Source organism: Bacillus sp. BACIII (assembly GCF_057836745.1).
On sequence record NZ_CM174437.1, the window covers coordinates 372,018 to 386,771 of the forward strand.

A 14,754-nucleotide genomic window follows, 5' to 3' on the forward strand; every position below is an offset into this window, starting at 1 on the left:
GATGCCGAACAAACGGTTAATGCTATTACTTCTGTGTATTATCATATTGGTGGCTATGATTGGATTCTCGCTGAAGAACGGCCGTAATACCACCTGGCCTGAAAAGCTGATCGGTGATACGACGGGAGTATTTCAAAATATTTTTCACACGCCTGCCGAATATTTTGCAGGGTTCTTCGGGGACATAAAAGACCTGAAAAACACGTACAAAGAAAACGAACGCTTAAGACAAAAGCTGGACGGACAGACACAATATGAAGCGAAGCTCCAAGAACTCAAAGATGAAAACAAGAAGCTGCGTGATGAACTCGGGCATGTCAAATCGATTTCCGACTATGATCCGATTTTAGCGACCGTTATCGCCAGAAATCCTGATCAATGGTACAAGCAGATCATGATCAATAAGGGAACGAAGCAGAAAGTGGCCAAGGACATGGCGGTCACAAACGAAAAGGGTGCGCTTGTCGGGAAGATCAAAAGCAGCGGACTTAACAGTTTCACATCCGCCGTTCAGCTGCTGAGCGATGTTGACCGCAATAACAGAGTGGCCACCAAAATCTCCGGTAAAAAGGGAAGCAAAGGCTACGGTTTAATTGAGGGGTATGATAAAAAGAAACAGACCCTGAAAATGACTATCCTTGAACCGGATGAAAAACGCGAAGTGAAAAAAGGCGACCTTGTGGAGACCTCCGGAACGGGCGGCGTATTTCCTCAAGGGCTGACGGTCGGCGAAGTAACCGATGTCGAATCAGATGCTTACGGCCTGACGAAAATCGCTTACGTGAAACCGGCTGCCGATCTGTATGATCTTGACCATGTCATCGTTGTCAACCGAAGCGTAGCAACAGGGGAGGAAGGATCGTGAAACGTTTCCTTCTCCCTTTGATTATGATTTTGGTCTTTTGTGCGGAAAGCATCTATACAGATCTGGTGCATTTTCCTTTCGTTTCCGACGAGCAGCAGGTCGTTCCGCATTTTCTTTTGCTTGCGCTGATTTTTATGTCCGCTTATGTCAACCAAAAGCATGCGGTGATCTACGGTCTCATTTTCGGACTTCTTTATGACATCAATTATACGGGTGTTTTAGGCGTTTATATGTTTGGTTTTGCCGGTTTATGCTACCTGGCGGCCAAAGCGTTTAAAGTGCTGCAGACAAATGCCCTGATGGTCATTCTGGTCGCTGTGCTGAGCGTATGTTTGCTTGAATTTTACGTTTACGGCATTCAGACGTTAATCCGCAGCGGCGCAATGACGTTTAACGATTTTGTCATTCAGCGGTTTTTGCCGACCGCTGTGCTGAATATTGCGGGAGCCATTATATTAGTCCTGCCCTTTATGCTGTTTTATATAAGTCTGAAGAAAGAATTAAGAGATGAGTAAAAAGGATTTTATCTTTTTTTGACGAAAAGAGTATGTTGTTGAGGTGAACATTGATGAAGACCAAAAAGCAGCAATATGTAACAATAAAAGGAACAAAAAACGGCTTAACATTGCATCTGGATGATGCGTGTTCTTTTGATCAGCTTCTCGATGGTCTTCAAAATATGCTGTCGATTGAACAATATACTGATGGCAAAGGCCAAAAAATCAGTGTTCATATCAAACTCGGGCATCGGTATCTGTATCAGGAACAGGCAGAGCAGCTGACTGATCTGATCGCGTCAAAGAAAGATTTAGTCGTGCATTCAATTGACAGTGAAGTCATCGCCAAAGAAGAAGCGCAGCGGATGAAAGAGGAGCAGGAAATTGTTTCTGTTTCTAAAATCGTCCGTTCAGGTCAGGTGCTTCACGTAACGGGAGATTTGCTTTTAATCGGAGATGTGAATCCCGGCGGTACGATCAAAGCCGGAGGAAATATATTTGTTCTCGGTTCATTAAAAGGGATTGCCCATGCGGGTTATAACGGAAATAACCGGGCTGTGATCGCCGCATCCGAAATGATGCCGACACAATTGAGGATCAATCATGTGTTAAATCGCTCCCCAGACCACATTCAAAAAGGGAACGACATGGAATGTGCTTATTTAGATACTGACGGAAATATGGTCATTGAACGCCTTCAACAATTGGCTCATTTAAGACCTGATCTAACAAGGCTTGAGGGAGGAATGTGAAATTGGGTGAGGCTATCGTAATAACTTCGGGAAAAGGCGGAGTAGGTAAAACAACAACATCTGCAAACCTCGGTACCGCCTTAGCCATTTTAGGGAAGCGCGTCTGTCTGGTAGACACAGATATTGGACTGCGCAACCTTGATGTCGTAATGGGTCTTGAAAACAGAATTATTTACGACTTAGTAGATGTAATTGAAGGCAGATGCAAGACGCATCAGGCGCTTGTCAAGGACAAACGTTTTGATGATCTGCTTCATTTAATGCCGGCTGCCCAGACAAGCGACAAAACGGCTGTTGTCCCTGAGCAGATCAAATCGCTTGTGCAGGAGCTCAAGCAGGAATTTGATTATGTCATTATCGATTGTCCGGCCGGAATTGAACAAGGCTATAAAAATGCCGTTTCCGGAGCTGATAAGGCGATTGTGGTGACGACGCCGGAAATATCAGCGGTTCGGGATGCTGACCGCATTATCGGACTTTTAGAGCAGGAAGATATTGAACCGCCGCGCCTCATCGTCAACCGCATCAGAAATCACCTCATGAAAAACGGTGACACGATGGATGTGGATGAGGTTGTTCATCATCTGTCTATTGATCTCCTCGGAATCGTTGCCGACGATGATGAAGTGATCAGAGCTTCAAATATCGGCGAACCGATTGCCATGAATTCTAAAAACCGCGCCAGCATTGCTTACCGCAATATCGCCCGGCGTATTTTGGGAGAATCCGTTCCTTTGCAGGTGCTTGAAGAGCAGCAAAAAGGGATGATGGCGAAAATCAAGTCGTTTTTCGGCGTGCGTTCATAAATATACTGGAATACAAAGATCTGATAAAGCCCAGCTTATCAGGTCTTTTTTGTTGTTCAACAGGGCGCATATTTGCAATGGACAAGGCATAGGATGTACAAACCCAACGATTGCAAAGGATGATGGCGATGAGTCACAGAGCTGATGAAATTAGAAAAAGACTGGCCAAAAGGAGAAAACCGCGCCCTGAATCAAAACGGACTTTCGTTCAAAACGCCCGACCGCAGAAGCCTCCCGCATGGCAGACGGTCAAGGAGCAGGAAAAGCACAGGCTCCTTCCGGACTATGAATATCAACCGGAACATCCGCCCGAATTTAACGGACGGCATCCGTTGATCAACGCTCATTCTATTATTTTGAAATGCCTGCTGGCCGCCTGTCTCGTACTGATTTCCGCTATCGCCTATAAAACTGACAAACTGCCGCTGAGTCAGATTAAACCGGCGATTGCACAAACCTTTCAAAAAGAATTTCAGTTTGCTGCCGTGAATCATTGGTTTGTATCCTCATTCGGAAACCCGCTCGCTTTTCTCACCCCGGGAATGAAAAAGAAGGACGGTCAGGTAGCGGTCAGCCAGGATATGTCCGTTCCCGCCGCGGGGAAAATCCAGCAAAACTTTCAGAATAACGGAGAAGGCGTCGTTGTTGAAACGGCCAGTGAAGCCATTGACAGTGTAAAAGAAGGCTACATTACGGAAGTGAGCAAAGATGAAAAAACAGGGCTGACGGTGAAGGTGCAGCATGCCGACGATACAAGCAGCATTTACGGCCGGCTCAAAGATGTTGACGTATCATTGTATGACTTTGTCGATAAAGGAAAAAAGATCGGTTCGATCAAGCTTAACGATAAAAGTAAAGGACAGTATTATTTCGCGATTCAGGATGGCGATAAATTCATAGATCCGATTCAGGTGATCACATTTGATGAATAAATGGCTCAGCCTTCTCTTCAAAATTCATGTCCATCCTTTTCTTTGGATTATCATGGGGCTTGGTCTTCTGACGGGGCACATTAAAGCGCTGCTGTGTCTTTTGCTGGTCGTATCCGTTCATGAGCTGGGGCATGCTGCTCTGGCTGTGTTTTTTTCGTGGCGCATTAAACGCGTCTTTCTGCTCCCTTTCGGCGGGACGGTTGAGGTGGAGGAGCACGGAAACCGGCCGCTTAAAGAGGAATTCGCGGTCATTCTGGCGGGCCCGTTCCAGCATGTGTGGCTTCAGGCGGCAGCCTGGCTCCTTTTTATGTCCGGCTTTACAAGTCAGCAGACATTTGAGATGTTTACCTTTTATAATCTCTCCATTCTTTTCATCAATCTTTTGCCGATCTGGCCGCTTGACGGCGGAAAGTTTGTGTTTTTATACTTCTCTAAACAAATGGCTTTTCAAAAAGCGCATCTCCTCAGCCTGCAGACATCAGCCGTTTTTGCACTTTTGCTCTGCTGCTGGATTGTGCTGGCCGTCCCCCTCCAGGTCAGCGCATGGGTGCTGTTCGTCTTTCTCGCCGCTTCTTTATGGGATGAATACCGCAAGCGGCATTATATTCAGCTGAGGTTTCTTTTAGAGAGATATTACGGTAAAAACCGCGATGTCGCCATGCTGCATCCTTTGACTGTCGCAGCCGATGCCAAAGTAAAGCATGTCATGGCCGAATTCAAACGGGGCTGCAAGCATCCCATTATCATTGAAAAAGCCGGCGAGAAGCTCAGCCAGCTTGATGAAAATGAAGTGCTTCATGCATATTTTGCTGATAAACGGACAGATTCCTCCATGGAAGACCTGCTGCTGCCTTACTAGAAATAGATTGACATATCTCTTTGGTTCTGATATATTTTTTAATGTTATGGATGTAGCACCAATGCTACAACCGCTCGGGACAGGTGATAAGAGCTTTAAAGCCCCCTGTTGCTGGCGAGTCTTAGTCTAATAGGAGGTGCAGAGAATGTACGCAATCATTAAAACAGGCGGAAAACAAATCAAAGTTGAAGAAGGTCAAACTGTTTACATCGAAAAACTTGCTGCTGAAGCAGGTGAAACAGTGACGTTTGAAGACGTATTGTTTGTTGGCGGAGACAGCGTGAAAGTCGGCAACCCAACAGTTGCAGGCGCGACAGTTACAGCTAAAGTTGAAAAACAAGGCCGTGCGAAAAAAATCACTGTTTTCCGTTACAAGGCAAAGAAAAATGTTCATAAAAAACAAGGTCATCGTCAGCCTTATACTAAATTGACAATCGAAAAAATCAACGCGTAAGCATGATTGAGGCAACAATTCGAAGATCCCGAAATGACGGGGGCATTTTGTCCTTTGAAATGACGGGACATGCCGATTTTGCTGAACATGGACGAGATCTCGTTTGCGCCGGGGTTACGGCTGTCGTTTTCGGGGCGGTCAATGCGGTTATCGCACTGGCTCCTCTCGAACCGATTCTTGATATAGGCGAGGACGGGGGTTATTTCTACTTTGAATTCCCTGAAGCCGCTGATCAGGAAGCTTTGCAAAAAGCGCAGCTGCTGATTGAAGGCATGATTGTTTCTCTTGAAACGATCGAGCGGGATTACAGTGAACACTTACGGTTGACTGCAAATCAAATATAGGAGGTGAGTTACATGCTTAGATTAGATCTTCAGTTTTTCGCTTCTAAAAAAGGTGTAGGTTCTACAAAGAACGGACGTGACTCTGAATCTAAACGTTTAGGCGCTAAACGTGCAGACGGTCAATTCGTAACAGGCGGATCTATCCTTTACCGTCAACGCGGAACGAAAATCTACCCAGGTGAAAACGTGGGCCGCGGAGGAGATGACACTCTTTTTGCTAAAATCGACGGAACTGTTAAATTCGAACGTTTCGGCCGTGACCGCAAAAAAGTGAGCGTATATCCTGTAGCTCAATAATGACACAAAAAACTCCGGTCGTTGACTGGAGTTTTTTTTGCAGTAAGCGGAGTAACATCAAGAATGAAAAGCAGAGGATGCGTGAGTGAACCCCGCCTTGAATGAGGACATCAGCTTCTCATACCCACTGGATATGTTCCCCAAGCAGTGATACCAAAAATGTTTCTGCCTGGCATCCGCAGTGCATGCGATCCGAAAAAGGAACATGATGAACCAGGAAAAACAAGTGTTTTTCTAACAAAGCCTTCTCTGTTATAATTCATAGTACACACTTATCAAGACTCCTAAAAAGAAATTAAACGATTGGGAGTGCGAAAATGAAGGATGTATCGAAGAAACAAGAAGAACCTGTAAGCGATGCGGCTCTGATTAATGAGCTGATCCAATTAATGGGCCATTTCCGTCATGATTGGATGAATAAGCTGCAGCTGATAAAAGGAAACTTAAGTTTGCAGAAGTATGACAGGGTCGTTGAAATAATCGACGAAATGGTCATAGATGCAAAGCACGAGTCAAAGCTCTCAAACCTGAAAACCCCGCACTTGGCGTTTGACTTTCTTACATTTAATTGGAAGTCCCGTTATATGAGGCTCGAATACGAAGTGCTCGGAGAAATTAAAGATTTATCGGCATATGATCAAAAGCTGTCGAACCTGATGAGAAAACTGTTTCATCTGTTCGGTCTGGCGGTAAGCAATGAAAGTGAAAATCATCTGACCGTATCGCTGCAGACGGATCACCCTGACAGACAGCTTATTGTATATCTCGATTTTCATGGAACGATTGCAAATGCAGATGTGTTTGATGAATTTCGCAAATCGCGGTATGAGGACTTTGATGTCATGCAATTTGAGCTGACCGGCCATGAATGTGTGGCCGAAATTGGAATGAACTAGCGGTTTTTTACGGTTTAGAACGGAGGATATTATGTTTGTAGATCAGGTGAAAGTATATGTAAAAGGCGGCGACGGCGGTAACGGAATGGTTGCGTTCCGCCGTGAAAAATATGTGCCGAAAGGCGGGCCTGCCGGCGGTGACGGCGGTAATGGAGGCGACGTCGTCTTTGAGGTTGATGAAGGATTGCGCACGCTTATGGACTTCCGGTACCAGCGCCATTTCAAAGCGATACGCGGCGAGCACGGCATGTCTAAAAACCAGCACGGCAGAAACGCGGACGATATGGTTGTTAAAGTTCCGCCCGGCACAGTCGTTACGGATGACGATACAAAACAGGTCATTGCCGATCTGACTGAACATGGACAGCGCGCCGTCATCGCAAAAGGCGGACGCGGCGGACGCGGGAATACCCGCTTTGCGACACCGGCCAACCCGGCACCGCAGCTGTCAGAGCACGGAGAGCCCGGAAAAGAGCGCTATATCGTGCTTGAACTGAAGGTGCTTGCAGACGTAGGTCTCGTCGGCTTCCCGAGCGTCGGGAAATCTACGCTTCTGTCTGTCGTTTCATCGGCAAAGCCGAAAATCGCCGATTATCATTTTACAACGCTTGTTCCGAATCTGGGCATGGTGGAAACGGATGACGGAAGAAGCTTTGTCATGGCGGATCTGCCCGGCCTGATTGAAGGAGCGCACGAAGGCGTCGGCTTAGGCCACCAATTTCTCCGCCATATCGAACGGACGCGCGTCATCGTTCATGTCATTGACATGTCAGCGATGGAAGGCCGTGATCCGTATGAGGATTATGTGACCATTAATCAGGAGCTCAGTGAATATAATCTGAGGCTGACGGAGCGTCCGCAAATTATCGTTGCGAATAAAATGGACATGCCCGAAGCGGCTGAAAATCTTAAAGCGTTTAAAGAAAAGCTTCAGGATGACCATCCTGTCTTCCCAATCAGCGCGGTGACGAGAGAAGGGCTCCGCGATCTTCTGTTTGAAGTCGCCAACCAGCTGGAAACAACGCCTGAATTCCCGCTGTATGATGAAGAAGAACTGGCGGAAAACCGCGTGATGTACACGATGGAAGATGAAGAAATTCCATTTAACATTACCCGTGATCCGGACGGTGCGTTTGTGCTTTCAGGTGACAGTCTGGAACGCCTCTTTAAAATGACTGACTTCTCCCGTGACGAATCCGTCAAGCGTTTTGCAAGACAGATGCGCGGAATGGGCGTTGATGAAGCGCTCAGAGAACGCGGGGCTAAAGATGGCGATATCATCCGGCTTCTGGAATTTGAATTTGAATTTATTGATTAAAAAGACGGAGAGCTTGCGATGCAGGCTCTCTGATGTAAGAGGGAGGGGTGCAGGTGAAAGAAGAGACATTTTATTTAGTGCGTGAAGACGTTCTGCCTGATGCGATGCGGAAAACCCTTGAAGTCAAAAAACTGCTGGACAGAAAAAAGGCTGAATCGGTTGCAGATGCCGTGCAGAAAGTTGATTTGAGCAGAAGCGCTTTTTACAAATACCGAGATGCGGTTTTCCCTTTTTACACGATGGTTAAAGAACAAATAATCACACTTTTCTTTCATTTGGAGGATCGGTCAGGCGCGTTGTCCCAGCTTTTGCAGGCGGTGGCTGACTCAGGAAGCAACGTGCTTTCCATTCACCAGTCGATTCCGCTTCAGGGCAGGGCGAATGTCACGCTCTCAATCAGCACATCCGCAATGGAAGAAAACATTCATACGTTAATGAATAAACTGAGAAAATTTGATTTTATAGAAAAAGTTGAGATCTTAGGGTCAGGCGCGTAAGGAGAGAAGAGAAACATGAGAGTCGGTTATTTAGGGCCAGAAGCCACATTTACACATCTAGCAGTCAGTTCCTGCTTTCAAAACAGCGTGACACAAGCACCTTATCATACAATACCGGCGTGCATGGATGCGGCGGTTGCGGGAGAAGTGGATCTTGCATTTGTTCCTTTGGAAAACGCGCTGGAGGGCTCGGTTAACTTAACGATTGACTATTTGATTCATGAGCAGCCTCTTGCGATTGTGGGGGAAATGACGCTGCCGATTTACCAGCACCTGCTCGTTCACCCTTCGAGAGAAAATGAGTGGAAAAAGCTTGAGAAAATTTTTTCTCATTCACATGCGATTGCGCAATGCCACAAATTTCTTCATCGGCATTTTTCGTCCGTCCCTTATGAGTATGCGAAGTCAACAGGTGCGGCTGCTAAGTATGTGAGTGAGCATCCGGAACTTCCGATCGGCGTGATTGCGAATGAAATGGCGGCTGCTACATACGGATTGAGCATCGTGAAGCGGGATATTCAGGATTATCAGGATAACCACACGAGATTCGTCATTCTTTCGCCTGAAAAAGACGTCTCATTTGAAGTGAATGCAAAACTGTCATCAAGATCGAAAACGACGATGATGGTGACGCTTCCCCAAGATGACCAATCAGGCGCACTGCACAGGGTGCTGTCCGCTTTTTCATGGAGAAACCTGAATTTATCAAAGATCGAATCGCGCCCGACAAAAACGGGTCTCGGCAACTATTTCTTTATCATTGATATTGAACAGGCGATGGATCAGGTGCTCATTCCCGGAGCCGTTCAAGAGATGGAAGCCCTCGGCTGCCGGGTCAAGCTTCTGGGAACATATCAATCCTATTCGATATAAAAAAAGCCCTTCTGGGGGCTTTTTTTTTAATCTTTTATTAATATACCCGCGTCGTCCAAGGCTTGGCAGGCTTGATCAATCCGCTCTTTCGTCGGCGCGCTTAACGTATGGAGATGCACGCCTCCTGTCAGTTGTGAAAGGTAAGCGGCATTTGTCGAGTTAATGTGATCCATGAATTGTTTGACTTCTTTCCGTGTGCTGACTCTTATGGCAGCGGTTAAATCGCCGTATACGGGGTGTTCAATGATGACGTCCTTTATGGTGACACCTTCATCGACGATGAGTTCAAGCTCTTCTTCCGTCCGCTCCGGGCCGTGCAGGCAGGCGACAATCCGTTCGGCGTTTTTTTCGCCGCCGGCATTCATGCTGATGTATAAATAGCCTTGGCTCGTTGCGATAATCGGTTCGCTTTTTGCTTTCAAGAGGGATATATCCTGCACGATCACCTGTCTTGAGACATTTGCTTTTTTGGCCAATTCGCTCCCTGTTAATGGTGAGCCGGCTTCTTTCAGCCATTGAAGCAGCATGTCGCGTCTTTTCGCCCCCGTAAGCTTTGTTCCTTCTGTCAAATTGCTGATTCTCCTTTCTTTTGCTCCCATAGCGCCGTAAATGTATGTATCAGCATATCGAGCTGTTCACATGTTGTTTCATTTCCGAATGAGATCCGGAAAAACTGCCGCGCTTCCCGTTCGGTTTTTCGCAGCGCCTTCATAGCTGAAGAAGGGCCGTGACTGCCGGCGGAACATGCGCTCCCGGTTGAGATGCAAATATCGTTACGATTACATTCTAACATAACATATTGTCCTTCAAAGGAGTGAAAAAAACACCCGACAATGTGGGGCAGACATTCACCGCCGGTTTCTTCCTCCGAAAATGAAATAGGGAGGCCCTGAAGCCGAATTTGTTCATATAAATATTTCCTCAGTCTGTCTGCATGCTCACGGTGTTCCGCCATGTGTTTCACTGCATACTCCGCAGCAGCGGTAAAAGCGCCGATGGCCGGTACATTCACGGTACCGGGCCTGAACCCGTTTTCATGCACGGTATGCGGATAAACCGGCTTCCAGCTGACGCCGGGCCGAATGTAAACAGCCCCGGTGCCTTTCGGGCCGTATACTTTATGACCGGAGACGGAAAGGGCATCGATACCCGTCTGATCTGCATTAATCGGCAGTTTGCCGAAACTTTGAACACAATCGCAATGAAGCAAAATGTTTCGATGGTGAAGAAAAGCGGCCAGGCGATCCAATGGCTGGATGAGACCGGTTTCTGAATTGGCGTGCTGTATAGAAACAAGCCCCGTGTCAGGACGGATATGAGCCGCCAATATGTCCTCGGTTATAAGGCCGTTTCTGTCGGGGTAAATGACAGTGACTTCAATTCCCTGATCCGTTAAAAACGCCGCGGCATTATGGATCGAATGGTGTTCCATTGCAGTCGTAATAAAATGTTTTTTGTGAGGGGGAAGACCATGCAGCAATGATTGGACGGCCAGAATGTTCGCTTCCGTGCCGCCGCTTGTAAAATAAATGCCGTCTGCCGCCCCGCCGATCAATTTTCCTGCAGACTGTCTGCAATATTCCAGCACATCCGCCGCTTTCCCTCCGGCATCATGAAGGCTGCTTGCATTTCCGAATACTTCTGTACTGAGATGCTGAAAGACTTCCGCGGCTTTTTGGCTTAAAGGCGCTCCCGCCGCATAATCAAGATAAATCATACAGGCCGTCTCCTATCCGTTTATGTTAAAAAAAGCTTGAGTTTATTTTATCCTTGTGTAAATATAGGTGTCAAGACAGGTGTAAACATAACAGGAGGGTGATTATGTCTGGAAAAACAATTATCATCATTGGTTCGGGGACGGCGGCCCTTGCCTGTGCTTCTGCATTTCCTCCGTCATACCAAGTGACCGTCATAACGAAAAGAAACGTAACAAACAGCAATTCGCATTATGCTCAAGGCGGGATTGCTGTTTCATATGCAGAAGATGACTCCATTGACTCCCATGTGAACGATACACTGTATGCGGGCTGCGGCCATAATGACGTGACAGCCGTGCGGGATTTGCTGCAAAGCGGACAAAGCATGATAAACCAGCTGATAGAAAGTCAATTTCCATTTGATACGAAATCAGACGGAACATTTTGTCTCGGCAGGGAAGGCGCTCATTCTAAAAGAAGAATTCTGCATGCCGGGGGAGATGCGACCGGGCGGATTTTGGTTGAGTATCTGCTTCGGCAGCTGAGGGACGGCATACGGATCATTGAACACGAAACGGCTGTTGAGCTGCTGATTGAAGACGGACGATGCGCGGGCGTTTCCGTAAAGGATGCTTCAGGCTCCGTTTCTTGCAGAAGAGCGGATTGCGTAGTGCTTGCCTCAGGCGGGTGCGGCAGTCTGTATCAGTATCATACAAATGATTCCGCCATAACGGGAGACGGCATCGCTCTTGCCTTACGTGCGGGAGCAGAGATCACGGATATGGAGTTCACCCAGTTTCACCCGACCCTTCTTGTGAAAAACGGGACTGTGTACGGGCTGATTTCTGAAGCTGTGAGAGGGGACGGCGGATATTTAACGGACCGTTCAGGGCGCAGAATCATGACGGGCAGACACGAGCTTGAAGATTTGGCGCCGAGGGATGTCGTTTCACGGGCGATTTTCGAAGAAATAATGAAAGAAAATCCAGTTTACATGAATTGCAGCCGGATAGCCGATTTTAACAAACGTTTTCCGACCATAACAGAAATTTGTAAAACAGCCGGCGTAGAAATTGAAAGCGGAATTCCTGTAGCCCCGGGGATGCATTTTTTAATGGGCGGAGTAAAAACCGATACATGGGGGAAAACGTCTGTGCCTGATCTCTACGCCATAGGCGAGACCGCCTGCACAGGATTGCACGGGGCAAACCGGCTTGCGAGCAACTCGCTGCTGGAAGCTTTGGCAAGCGGACAAAGGTGTGCGGAACATATCATTCAAACGCCGTTAAACGGAAGATATAAAAAAGCTTCGAGAAAATCTGACGTCATCTTACAAGTGCCGGACACAACGCTTCACATGCTCCAAGCCAAAATGACAGCCGGAGCGGGCATCGTCAGAGATAAAGAAGACATGCAGGCGCTGGCATCCTGGCTTAACAAAGTACCTGTTCATCATATGAATGTGAAGGATATCACAACGGAACAAGCCGAGCTGTCCTGCTTATGGCAGACCGCACAACTCGCCGTATCTTCTGCTCTTATCCGGGAGGAAAGCAGAGGCGCCCATTTTCGCGCTGATTTTCCCGGGACAGAGAAAGAGTGGCATGGAAAACAAATCATTCATTCAGCATCAGGAACAGTTATCAGAAAAAACGAAGGGATTGGGGAACTATGGACATTCTGCAGCTGAAGCAAATGCTGACACATTTTTTTCAGGAAGATATCGGAACGGGTGACGCAACGTCACAAGCGATTTTTTCGGATCAGCAATGTAAGGCGGAGATTATCGCAAAAACAGACGGTGTGTTTGCCGGAGAAGCCGTTATCCGAGAAGGCTGGAAGCTTTTAAACAACGATATCCGCGTCCGCTCTCTGAAAAAAGACGGAGAACGGATGAAAAAAGGAGACGTGCTTGCTGAAATGGAAGGCCCGGCGGCGGCTCTTCTTACGGGGGAGCGTGTCATCCTGAATCTTATACAAAGAATGTCAGGCATTGCGACAATGACGGATGAGGCCAAAAGGCGTCTTGATGATCCGTCCATTAAGCTTTGCGATACGAGAAAAACGACACCGGGGCTCAGGATGCTGGAAAAATACGCCGTCCGGATCGGCGGCGGCTGTAATCACCGCTTCGGCCTATACGACGGCATCATGATTAAAGATAATCACATTGCCGCCTGCGGATCGATAAAGGCGGCCATGGAGCGGGCAAGAAAAGCGGCGGGGCAGATGCTTGCGGCAGAAGTCGAAATCGAATCCGAAGAGCAGCTGCTGGAGGCAATAGACGCGGGCGCAGACGTTATTATGTTTGACAACTGTCCGCCTGAGACCGTCCGGCGTTTTGCAGCCATGACACCGGCCCATATCAAAACGGAAGCATCCGGAGGCATAACGCTCGACACATTGCCTGCTTATAGAGGAACAGGCGTACAATATATTTCACTCGGATTTCTGACTCATTCAGTAAAAAGCGCCGATATCAGTATGGATGTTGCGGCGGCGGAACAGGGGGATTTTTCATAATGTCTATCTTTGACGTATTAACTGCATCAGCTGAAATGATGCCGAGCCATTATAAAAACTTGAGCACCGGAGAAATGGAGGAGCGGGTCGCCGCGATTAAACAGTCCTTCGGAAAACGTCTGTTCATTCCGGGACATCACTATCAAAAAGATGAAGTGATACAATTTGCCGATACTGCCGGTGACTCCCTGCAGCTTGCCCAAGTAGCCGAAAAAAATAAAGATGCGGAATATATTGTGTTTTGCGGCGTGCATTTTATGGCGGAAACGGCTGATATGCTGACTGATGATAACCAAACCGTCATTTTGCCCGACATGCGCGCCGGCTGTTCGATGGCTGATATGGCTGATATACAGCAGACGGATAAAGCATGGCAAGAGCTTCAGGAGCTGTACGGTAACACCATCATTCCGTTAACATATGTTAACTCGACGGCGGAAATTAAAGCATTCGTCGGGCGGCACGGCGGAGCGACCGTCACTTCTTCGAATGCCCGGAGCGTGCTGGAATGGGCTTTTAAACAAAAGGAAAGAATTTTATTTTTGCCGGATCAGCATTTAGGCAGAAATACAGCATATGACCTCGGCATTCCGCTGACAGAAATGGCTGTATGGGACCCGGCTCAGAACCGATTGCTTACTGACCACCCGGAAAACATTAAGGTCATCCTTTGGAAAGGACATTGCTCCGTACACGAAAAATTCACAGCGGAAAATATTTCTCAGCTGCGGCAGCGGGATTCTGACATCCGCATTATCGTTCACCCGGAATGTTCGCGGGAAGTGGTCTCGCTAAGTGATGACAGCGGATCTACCAAATACATTATTGATACGATTGAACAGGCTGAGCCGGGAAGCAAGTGGGCTGTCGGCACGGAAATGAATCTTGTGCAGCGCCTCATTCAATCGCACCCGGATAAACAGATTGAATCACTGAATCCGGATATGTGTCCGTGTCTGACAATGAACAGAATCGACCTTCCGCATTTATTGTGGTCGCTTGAGCAGCTTGAAAAAGGCGAACCGAAGGGTGTCATTAAGGTTCCGGAAGCGGTTCGGACAGAAGCGCTTCGTGCGTTGAACAGAATGCTGAGCCATACGTAAAAATAAAAAACTCCCCTCCTTTCCAAATTTTTTATCATCAT

The 14,754-nt window shown here is 47.4% G+C and carries 18 protein-coding genes and 1 other annotated feature; of the genes, 16 read left to right on the top strand and 2 right to left on the bottom strand.

Annotated features, from left to right (window positions below):
• Position 1 precedes the first annotated feature (1 nt).
• The 13 genes from mreC to pheA all read left to right on the top strand — a co-directional run bounded on the left by mreC (position 2) and on the right by pheA (position 9,390).
• Positions 2 to 865, top strand: a complete 864-nt coding sequence (gene mreC, locus ACXN9U_RS01970) for a rod shape-determining protein MreC (RefSeq protein WP_007408166.1) — start codon at positions 2 to 4, stop codon at positions 863 to 865.
• Entirely contained in the window at positions 862 to 1,380 is a 519-nt protein-coding gene (gene mreD, locus ACXN9U_RS01975) for a rod shape-determining protein MreD (RefSeq protein ID WP_489202122.1), read from the top strand. The genes mreC and mreD overlap by 4 nt, the downstream gene beginning before the upstream one ends.
• Positions 1,381 to 1,433: 53 nt before the next feature.
• Positions 1,434 to 2,114 (top strand): septum site-determining protein MinC, encoded by a 681-nt coding sequence (gene minC, locus ACXN9U_RS01980; protein ID WP_060964646.1) that lies wholly within the window; start codon positions 1,434 to 1,436, stop codon positions 2,112 to 2,114.
• A gap of 2 nt (positions 2,115 to 2,116) precedes the next feature.
• Positions 2,117 to 2,920: a septum site-determining protein MinD gene (gene minD / locus ACXN9U_RS01985; protein WP_016938784.1), complete on the top strand. Its 804-nt coding sequence runs from the start codon at positions 2,117 to 2,119 to the stop codon at positions 2,918 to 2,920.
• A gap of 128 nt (positions 2,921 to 3,048) precedes the next feature.
• Positions 3,049 to 3,852 carry a peptidoglycan DD-metalloendopeptidase family protein gene (locus ACXN9U_RS01990; RefSeq protein WP_489202123.1) on the top strand — a complete coding sequence of 268 codons (804 nt, stop codon included), beginning with the start codon at positions 3,049 to 3,051 and terminating at the stop codon, positions 3,850 to 3,852.
• The gene (locus tag ACXN9U_RS01995) at positions 3,845 to 4,711 is read left to right on the top strand and encodes a M50 family metallopeptidase (RefSeq protein ID WP_060964648.1); all 867 of its coding nucleotides are present in this window, start codon (positions 3,845 to 3,847) and stop codon (positions 4,709 to 4,711) included. The genes ACXN9U_RS01990 and ACXN9U_RS01995 overlap by 8 nt, the downstream gene beginning before the upstream one ends.
• A gap of 58 nt (positions 4,712 to 4,769) precedes the next feature.
• Positions 4,770 to 4,843 (top strand) — a sequence feature (ribosomal protein L21 leader region).
• 13 nt (positions 4,844 to 4,856) lie between these two features.
• Positions 4,857 to 5,165: a 50S ribosomal protein L21 gene (gene rplU / locus ACXN9U_RS02000; RefSeq protein ID WP_016938787.1), complete on the top strand. Its 309-nt coding sequence runs from the start codon at positions 4,857 to 4,859 to the stop codon at positions 5,163 to 5,165.
• 2 nt (positions 5,166 to 5,167) lie between these two features.
• Entirely contained in the window at positions 5,168 to 5,509 is a 342-nt protein-coding gene (locus ACXN9U_RS02005; protein WP_012118103.1) for a ribosomal-processing cysteine protease Prp, read from the top strand.
• A 12-nt stretch (positions 5,510 to 5,521) separates the two neighbouring features.
• The gene (gene rpmA / locus ACXN9U_RS02010; protein ID WP_003152662.1) at positions 5,522 to 5,806 is read left to right on the top strand and encodes a 50S ribosomal protein L27; all 285 of its coding nucleotides are present in this window, start codon (positions 5,522 to 5,524) and stop codon (positions 5,804 to 5,806) included.
• 317 nt (positions 5,807 to 6,123) lie between these two features.
• On the top strand, positions 6,124 to 6,702 hold the full coding sequence (locus tag ACXN9U_RS02015) for a sporulation initiation phosphotransferase B (RefSeq protein ID WP_003152664.1): 579 nt from the start codon (positions 6,124 to 6,126) through the stop codon (positions 6,700 to 6,702).
• A gap of 31 nt (positions 6,703 to 6,733) precedes the next feature.
• Positions 6,734 to 8,020 carry a GTPase ObgE gene (gene obgE, locus ACXN9U_RS02020; protein ID WP_007408172.1) on the top strand — a complete coding sequence of 429 codons (1,287 nt, stop codon included), beginning with the start codon at positions 6,734 to 6,736 and terminating at the stop codon, positions 8,018 to 8,020.
• Between the two features lie 53 nt (positions 8,021 to 8,073).
• The gene (gene thrR, locus ACXN9U_RS02025) at positions 8,074 to 8,517 is read left to right on the top strand and encodes a transcriptional regulator ThrR (protein ID WP_016938790.1); all 444 of its coding nucleotides are present in this window, start codon (positions 8,074 to 8,076) and stop codon (positions 8,515 to 8,517) included.
• Between the two features lie 15 nt (positions 8,518 to 8,532).
• A complete protein-coding gene (pheA, locus tag ACXN9U_RS02030) occupies positions 8,533 to 9,390 on the top strand; it encodes a prephenate dehydratase (protein WP_016938791.1) in 858 nt (285 codons plus the stop codon).
• 26 nt (positions 9,391 to 9,416) lie between these two features.
• On the opposite strand, the gene ACXN9U_RS02035 is transcribed toward pheA, so the two are convergent.
• Both ACXN9U_RS02035 and ACXN9U_RS02040 read right to left on the bottom strand, forming a co-directional pair.
• A complete protein-coding gene (locus ACXN9U_RS02035; RefSeq protein WP_060964649.1) occupies positions 9,417 to 9,959 on the bottom strand; it encodes a transcription repressor NadR in 543 nt (180 codons plus the stop codon).
• The gene (locus tag ACXN9U_RS02040; protein WP_060964650.1) at positions 9,956 to 11,107 is read right to left on the bottom strand and encodes an IscS subfamily cysteine desulfurase; all 1,152 of its coding nucleotides are present in this window, start codon (positions 11,105 to 11,107) and stop codon (positions 9,956 to 9,958) included. Before ACXN9U_RS02040 ends, ACXN9U_RS02035 begins: the two co-directional genes overlap by 4 nt.
• Positions 11,108 to 11,211: 104 nt before the next feature.
• Here ACXN9U_RS02040 and nadB point away from each other — a divergent pair, with 104 nt between their 5' ends.
• The 3 genes from nadB to nadA are packed head-to-tail and all read left to right on the top strand — an operon-like array spanning position 11,212 to position 14,713.
• Positions 11,212 to 12,777 (top strand): L-aspartate oxidase, encoded by a 1,566-nt coding sequence (gene nadB / locus ACXN9U_RS02045; protein WP_060964651.1) that lies wholly within the window; start codon positions 11,212 to 11,214, stop codon positions 12,775 to 12,777.
• Entirely contained in the window at positions 12,759 to 13,610 is an 852-nt protein-coding gene (gene nadC / locus ACXN9U_RS02050; RefSeq protein ID WP_060964652.1) for a carboxylating nicotinate-nucleotide diphosphorylase, read from the top strand. Before nadB ends, nadC begins: the two co-directional genes overlap by 19 nt.
• The gene (gene nadA, locus ACXN9U_RS02055; protein WP_060964653.1) at positions 13,610 to 14,713 is read left to right on the top strand and encodes a quinolinate synthase NadA; all 1,104 of its coding nucleotides are present in this window, start codon (positions 13,610 to 13,612) and stop codon (positions 14,711 to 14,713) included. The genes nadC and nadA overlap by 1 nt, the downstream gene beginning before the upstream one ends.
• Positions 14,714 to 14,754 lie beyond the last annotated feature (41 nt).

What these genes read in the sequence shown, in the direction of transcription:
- rpmA (WP_003152662.1), top strand. Translation starts at nt 5,522, where the DNA reads ATGCTTAGATTAGATCTTCAGTTTTTCGCTTCTAAAAAAGGTGTAGGT.
- obgE (WP_007408172.1), top strand. Translation starts at nt 6,734, where the DNA reads ATGTTTGTAGATCAGGTGAAAGTATATGTAAAAGGCGGCGACGGCGGT.
- nadC (WP_060964652.1), top strand. Translation starts at nt 12,759, where the DNA reads ATGGACATTCTGCAGCTGAAGCAAATGCTGACACATTTTTTTCAGGAA.
- minC (WP_060964646.1), top strand. Translation starts at nt 1,434, where the DNA reads ATGAAGACCAAAAAGCAGCAATATGTAACAATAAAAGGAACAAAAAAC.
- ACXN9U_RS01990 (WP_489202123.1), top strand. Translation starts at nt 3,049, where the DNA reads ATGAGTCACAGAGCTGATGAAATTAGAAAAAGACTGGCCAAAAGGAGA.
- rplU (WP_016938787.1), top strand. Translation starts at nt 4,857, where the DNA reads ATGTACGCAATCATTAAAACAGGCGGAAAACAAATCAAAGTTGAAGAA.
- ACXN9U_RS02015 (WP_003152664.1), top strand. Translation starts at nt 6,124, where the DNA reads ATGAAGGATGTATCGAAGAAACAAGAAGAACCTGTAAGCGATGCGGCT.
- ACXN9U_RS02005 (WP_012118103.1), top strand. Translation starts at nt 5,168, where the DNA reads ATGATTGAGGCAACAATTCGAAGATCCCGAAATGACGGGGGCATTTTG.
- nadA (WP_060964653.1), top strand. Translation starts at nt 13,610, where the DNA reads ATGTCTATCTTTGACGTATTAACTGCATCAGCTGAAATGATGCCGAGC.
- nadB (WP_060964651.1), top strand. Translation starts at nt 11,212, where the DNA reads ATGTCTGGAAAAACAATTATCATCATTGGTTCGGGGACGGCGGCCCTT.
- ACXN9U_RS02040 (WP_060964650.1), bottom strand. Translation starts at nt 11,107, where the DNA reads ATGATTTATCTTGATTATGCGGCGGGAGCGCCTTTAAGCCAAAAAGCC.
- mreC (WP_007408166.1), top strand. Translation starts at nt 2, where the DNA reads ATGCCGAACAAACGGTTAATGCTATTACTTCTGTGTATTATCATATTG.
- pheA (WP_016938791.1), top strand. Translation starts at nt 8,533, where the DNA reads ATGAGAGTCGGTTATTTAGGGCCAGAAGCCACATTTACACATCTAGCA.
- ACXN9U_RS01995 (WP_060964648.1), top strand. Translation starts at nt 3,845, where the DNA reads ATGAATAAATGGCTCAGCCTTCTCTTCAAAATTCATGTCCATCCTTTT.